We start from the raw sequence: 340 nt of genomic DNA, 5'->3' as shown, positions 1-340 counted from the left end.
TTCCCTGATAGCTCAGTTGGTAGAGCACTCGACTGTTAATCGAGTTGTCACAGGTTCGAGCCCTGTTCGGGGAGCCATATGGAGAGGTGTCCGAGCTGGCCGAAGGAGCACGATTGGAAATCGTGTAGGCGTCACAAGCGTCTCGAGGGTTCGAATCCCTCTCTCTCCGCCAGATATTTTTTAGCAAGGCCCGTTGGTCAAGGGGTTAAGACACCTCCCTTTCACGGAGGTAACAGGGGTTCGAATCCCCTACGGGTCATATTATGGAGGCTTAGCTCAGCTGGGAGAGCATCTGCCTTACAAGCAGAGGGTCGGGGGTTCGATCCCCTCAGCCTCCACC

4 tRNA genes are annotated in these 340 nt (G+C 55.3%); all 4 read left to right on the top strand.

What is annotated here, in order from left to right:
* Position 1: 1 nt before the first annotated feature.
* Positions 2-77: transfer RNA gene (locus C170_RS22485), tRNA-Asn, on the top strand.
* Positions 78-80: 3 nt separating this feature from the next.
* A tRNA-Ser gene (locus tag C170_RS22480) sits at positions 81-172 on the top strand.
* 15 nt (positions 173-187) lie between these two features.
* A tRNA-Glu gene (locus tag C170_RS22475) sits at positions 188-259 on the top strand.
* Positions 260-265: 6 nt separating this feature from the next.
* Positions 266-338: transfer RNA gene (locus C170_RS22470), tRNA-Val, on the top strand.
* Positions 339-340: the final 2 nt, after the last annotated feature.

Source organism: Paenibacillus sp. FSL H7-689 (assembly GCF_000517905.1).
GTDB classification, from domain to species: Bacteria; Bacillota; Bacilli; order Paenibacillales; family Paenibacillaceae; genus Paenibacillus; species Paenibacillus amylolyticus.
Note: the sequence above shows the minus strand (reverse complement) of the source record. Positions and strands in the feature narration are given on the sequence as shown.